Consider the following 4537-nt stretch of genomic DNA (forward strand, 5'->3'; position numbering starts at 1 on the left):
ACCCCTCGTCTTTCGCGCCACACAATGCCATTCTCCCGGGCAGAAAAAAGACTGCCAACCGGGGGACCTCATGAAATTCCAGCTCGCCGTCAATCTCGAGCGCATGGATGCCAGCCTCGACATGCGCGAGGTGGCGCGCCACACGCTCGAGATGGTTCAGATGGCGGAGGACGGCGGCTTCAACATCGCCTGGGCCGCAGAGCACCATGCCCTCGAGATGACGATCGCGCCCGATCCCTTCCAGATCCTCACCTGGTGGGGGGCCCATACCTCGAAGATCAGGCTCGGCACGGCGGTCGCCGTCGCCCCCTACTGGCACCCGATCAAGCTCGCGGGCGAGGCGGCCTTCACCGACCTCATCACCGGCGGGCGGCTCGAGTTCGGCATCGGCTCAGGCGCCTACCAGCGCGAGTTCGACCGCATGTACCCCGGCCTCAAGCAGACCGACGGCTGGAAATACATGCAGGAGATGCTGCCCGCCGTCCTCGCCCTGTGGAAGGGCGACTATGAGCACAAGGGCGAGTTCTGGTCCTTCCCGCTCGCGACCTCGGTGCCTAAGCCGCTGCAGCAGCCGCACCCGCCGCTCTGGGTCGCCGCCCGCGCCCCCATCACCTATGACTTCGCGGTCAAGCACGGGCTCAACATCATGTCCTGGCCCTTGACCCGCCCCATGTCGGAGGCCGAACTCTACAAGTCCCGCCTCGATGAGGCGATGGCGAACAACCCGGGCAGGCCCCGGCCCATCTTCGCCATGATGCGCCACACCGCCGTCTACGACCGCAAGGAGGACTGGATGGTGCCGGTCAAGGCCGCGCAGCGCCAGCTCGGCCAGTTCGAGAACCTGTTCAAGAACCTGGGCGACGTGAAGAACGGCTTCCCGAAGGAGCTGGACCTCGGCGACATCGCCAACCGCGCCGAGTACGACGCGAAGATGCTTTCCACCAACCTCATGTTCGGCACCCCGGACGAGGTGATCGCCAAGCTCAGGCCCTATGCCGATCTCGGTGTCGATGAATTCACCTATTATGCCAGCCTCGGGCTGGGCCTCAAGGAACAGAAGCGCTCGCTCGAGCTCTTCTGCAAAGAAGTGATCCCAGCCTTCGTGGAGTAAGTGCAGTGCTAACAAACAAGCCCGGCCTGATGGAAGACGTGCGCGGCCGTTTCGCCCATGTCGACACCTGCCCATTCTCGGGTCCCCGCGTGTTCTTCGAGAACGCAGGCGGTGCCCTCACCCTTAAATCCGTGGTGGAGACCTCCGCCCTTTACGCCGCGATCCCGGACAACCAGGGCCGCGACAATCCGGCATCCGCCGCGCTGATGGCGGCAATCGCCCGCGGCAAGGACGACATGCGGCTGTTCTTCAACGCGCCCTCCGGCCAGGTCTTCGTCGGCGAGAGCGGAACGGAGGTGCTCTTCCGCCTGATCCGCACGGCGGCACTGGGGGCGGAATCAGGCGGCATCTTACTCTCCACCACGCTGGAGCACCCGGCCTCGCGCAGCGCCATGGCGCGCTGGGCGGAGGTGACGGGCCGCCCGCATGTGCTGGTCCCGCATGACGATGCGACGGGCAACGTGGATGTTGCCGCCTATCTCCGCCACATCACCCCCGATGTGCGGCTTGCCACCATCATCCACACCTCGCCCGTCACCGGCATGACGGTGGACATAGCCGCCATCGCCGCCGCCATCCGCCAGGTCTCGCCCGGTTGCTTCATCGTGGTGGACGGCATCCAGCACGCCAGCCATGGCGCGGTGGACCTCGCCGCCTGCGGCATCGACGGCTATGCCATCTCGCCCTACAAGGCGTTCTCGCGCCACGGCTACGGCATCGGCTGGGCCTCGGACCGGCTCACCGCCTGCACCAAGGAAACGGTGATCGGCGGCCCCGCCACCAACTGGGAGATGGGCACGCGCGACACCGGCAGCTACGCCACCTTCTCGGATGTCGTCGACTATCTCGCCTGGCTCGGCCGTCATTACACGGATGACAAGAACCGCCGCGCCTGCCTCGAGGCCGCAGGCCGCGCCATCCACGATCACGAGCAGTCGCTTGCCGAGGCGATGATGCACGGCACCGGTAATCTGCGGGGCCTTGCGGACATTCCCGGCCTCCACGTCATCGGCGGCACGGACAATGCCCGGCGCGAGGGCGTCGTCTCGCTGTGGATGGAGGGCCGCCCGAGCGAGGAGATCGTCGCCTTCCTCAATGCGCGCGGCGTCAGGACCCACACCCGCAAGGCAGATCATTACAGCGGCAACGTGCTCTCGCCGCTGGGCCTCGCGGATTGCGTGCGCGTCTCCTTCAGCCACTACAACACGCTTGCCGAAGTGGCGCAGTTCCTCACCCTGGTGAATGAGTTCGCAGGACCACCCGCATGACCACCTCGCCCTTCCGCCTCGATGGCAGGGCGGCTGCCGTCACTGGCGCGGCAAGCGGCATCGGCAGGGCTGCTGCAGAAGCGCTCGCTGCGGCGGGCGCCTTTGTCGTCGTGGCTGATCTCGACCTGTCCGGCGCTTCGGATGTGGCGGCAGGAATAAGCGCCAGTGGCGGCAGGGCGGTGGCAGTCCGCGCTGACGTGACCCGCGAGGAGGACATTGGCGCCATGCTCGATGCCGCCCCCGGCGGCTGTCCCGCCATTCTCGTCAACAATGCCGGGCTGGCCATCCGCCGGCCGTCGGTCGAGCTTTCCGCCGCCGACTGGAACAAGGTGGTCGACGTCAACATGACCGCCGTCTTCCTCTGCGCGCGCGAGGCCGCACGGCGCATGATCGGTGGGGGAACGGGCGGCGCCATCGTCAACGTCGCCTCCATCATGGGGCTCTCGGGCGGCGGGCTCTATCCCAACATCTCCTACCAGGCCACCAAGGGCGCGGTGGTCAACATGACGCGCGCCCTCGCCGTCGAATGGGCAAGCCATGGCATCCGCGTCAATGCCGTTGCCCCCACCTGGGTGAGGACGCCCTTCATCAAGCCGATCCTCGAGCAGCCGGACCTCGTCTCCCGCATCGAGGCGATGACCCCGATGCGCCGCCTCGCCGAGCCGGGCGAGGTCGCCAGTGCCATCCTGTTTCTCGCCTCTCCTGCCGCCGCGATGGTGACTGGCCACACACTGCCCGTCGACGGCGGCTTCCTCGCGCAATGAAGGACCACATGAGATGATCGACTTTCCCATCACCGACACCCACGTCCACCTGCTCGACCAGAAGAAGTTCACATACAGCTGGGCGGCCGGCGCCCCGAAGCTCGCGCGTGACTGGTCGGTGAAGGACCTCGAGGAGCGGGCCTCCCCCTACACCGTCGAGTCCATCGTCTTCGTCGAGGTCGACGTCGACATGCCGCAATATCTGAAGGAAGGCGAGTGGGTGCAGTCGCTCGCCAATAGCGACCCGAGGTTGAAGGGCTGCGTCGCCTGCCTGCCCCTTGAGCAGGGTCCATCGGTCGAGGCCGACATGGAGCGGCTGTCAAAACTCCCCGTCATGCGCGGCGTGAGGCGGCTGATACAGAACAAGCCGGATCCCGAATTCGTCCTCCAGCCAGGCTTCATTGCCGCAACCAAACTGCTACCGAAATACAACTTCAGCTTCGATATTTGCATCTACCATCATCAGTTCGCCAACGTGCTGCGCTATGTCCGCCAGTGTCCCGAGGTGTCCTTCATCCTCGACCACATCGGCAAGCCCGGCATCAAGGACGGTCTCGTCGAGCCATGGAAGACCCACATCCGCGAGATGGCCGCGCTTCCCAACGTGATGTGCAAGCTTTCAGGCGTCACCACCGAAGCCGACCATGAAAACTGGACGCGCGAGCAACTCCGCCCCTACATCGACCATGTGATCGATTGCTTCGGCTTCAACCGCATCATGTACGGCGGCGATTGGCCGGTCTCCGAACTCGCCGGCAAGTACACGGACTGGCTGGAAGTTCTCGACTGGGCAACGGAAGGCTGCACGGCGGAGGAAAAGCGCAAGCTGTTCCGCGACAACGGACGCAGGGCCTACCGGTTCTAGTTCGTGGAGGCGGCCGTCTGCTTGCCCGTGCAAACCGGCGGCAAGTCCCTGTCTCCAAACCATATTTCAAAGGTGTTGGGGCGCACCTTTTTGGCCCCGGACCAGCGGTTCGTGAGGTTCACCACCTCGATATCGAAACCGAGCCCGCGCAGCCATGTGGCGATGGTCTCAGCCTTTGCCACATCCTCATCCTTCATGGCGCGGATCTCGTTCACCTTGCCGTCCCACTTCGACAGCGAGATCGACGGCACGGTGATCAAGGCTTCGTCATTATCCTTCAATGACATCAGCAGCTTGGAGAAGCACGCGCGCTGCTGCTCGTTCATCACGTTGACGAAGATGCGCGACGGGAGCCTGGCCATCGCCTCGGTGAACACCGCCTGCACGCTCGTGTTCTGCTCTGCCGCCTTGGTGAGGGCGCGCTCCATGGCCGAGAGAAGCTGCGGGTCGGATGCATTGTTGGCGTATTCGAGCTGTGCTGCCACGAACTCCACGGGAACCTTGTCGTTCTTCAGGAGATACTCGAACA

At 64.9% G+C, this 4537-nt stretch carries 5 protein-coding genes; 4 read left to right on the forward strand and 1 reads right to left on the reverse strand.

What is annotated here, in order from left to right; genetic code table 11:
* Positions 1 to 70 precede the first annotated feature (70 nt).
* From ACILRA_RS20265 to ACILRA_RS20280, 4 genes are read left to right on the forward strand one after another with little or no spacing between them, the layout of a single operon-like run.
* Complete coding sequence (locus tag ACILRA_RS20265; protein WP_395663864.1) at positions 71 to 1111, forward strand: LLM class flavin-dependent oxidoreductase; 1041 nt, start codon at positions 71 to 73, stop codon at positions 1109 to 1111.
* A 5-nt stretch (positions 1112 to 1116) separates the two neighbouring features.
* Positions 1117 to 2379, forward strand: coding sequence for an aminotransferase class V-fold PLP-dependent enzyme (locus tag ACILRA_RS20270; protein WP_395663865.1), 1263 nt, complete (start codon positions 1117 to 1119; stop codon positions 2377 to 2379).
* Positions 2376 to 3143, forward strand: coding sequence for an SDR family NAD(P)-dependent oxidoreductase (locus ACILRA_RS20275; protein ID WP_395663866.1), 768 nt, complete (start codon positions 2376 to 2378; stop codon positions 3141 to 3143). Before ACILRA_RS20270 ends, ACILRA_RS20275 begins: the two co-directional genes overlap by 4 nt.
* Before the next feature lie 13 nt (positions 3144 to 3156).
* A complete protein-coding gene (locus ACILRA_RS20280) occupies positions 3157 to 4008 on the forward strand; it encodes an amidohydrolase family protein (protein WP_395663867.1) in 852 nt (283 codons plus the stop codon).
* On the opposite strand, the gene ACILRA_RS20285 is transcribed toward ACILRA_RS20280, so the two are convergent.
* Positions 4005 to 4537: hypothetical protein (locus ACILRA_RS20285; RefSeq protein WP_395663868.1), on the reverse strand; the 533-nt coding region annotated here is incomplete at its 5' end. The two genes, ACILRA_RS20280 and ACILRA_RS20285, sit on opposite strands and share 4 nt — an antisense overlap.

The organism is Aestuariivirga sp. (assembly GCF_044239095.1).
Classification (GTDB): Bacteria; Pseudomonadota; Alphaproteobacteria; order Rhizobiales; family Aestuariivirgaceae; genus Aestuariivirga.

Bases quoted from the DNA above. Each gene is read 5' to 3' on its own strand.
- ACILRA_RS20265 (WP_395663864.1), top strand. From the start codon at position 71: ATGAAATTCCAGCTCGCCGTCAATCTCGAGCGCATGGATGCCAGCCTC.
- ACILRA_RS20275 (WP_395663866.1), top strand. From the start codon at position 2,376: ATGACCACCTCGCCCTTCCGCCTCGATGGCAGGGCGGCTGCCGTCACT.
- ACILRA_RS20280 (WP_395663867.1), top strand. From the start codon at position 3,157: ATGATCGACTTTCCCATCACCGACACCCACGTCCACCTGCTCGACCAG.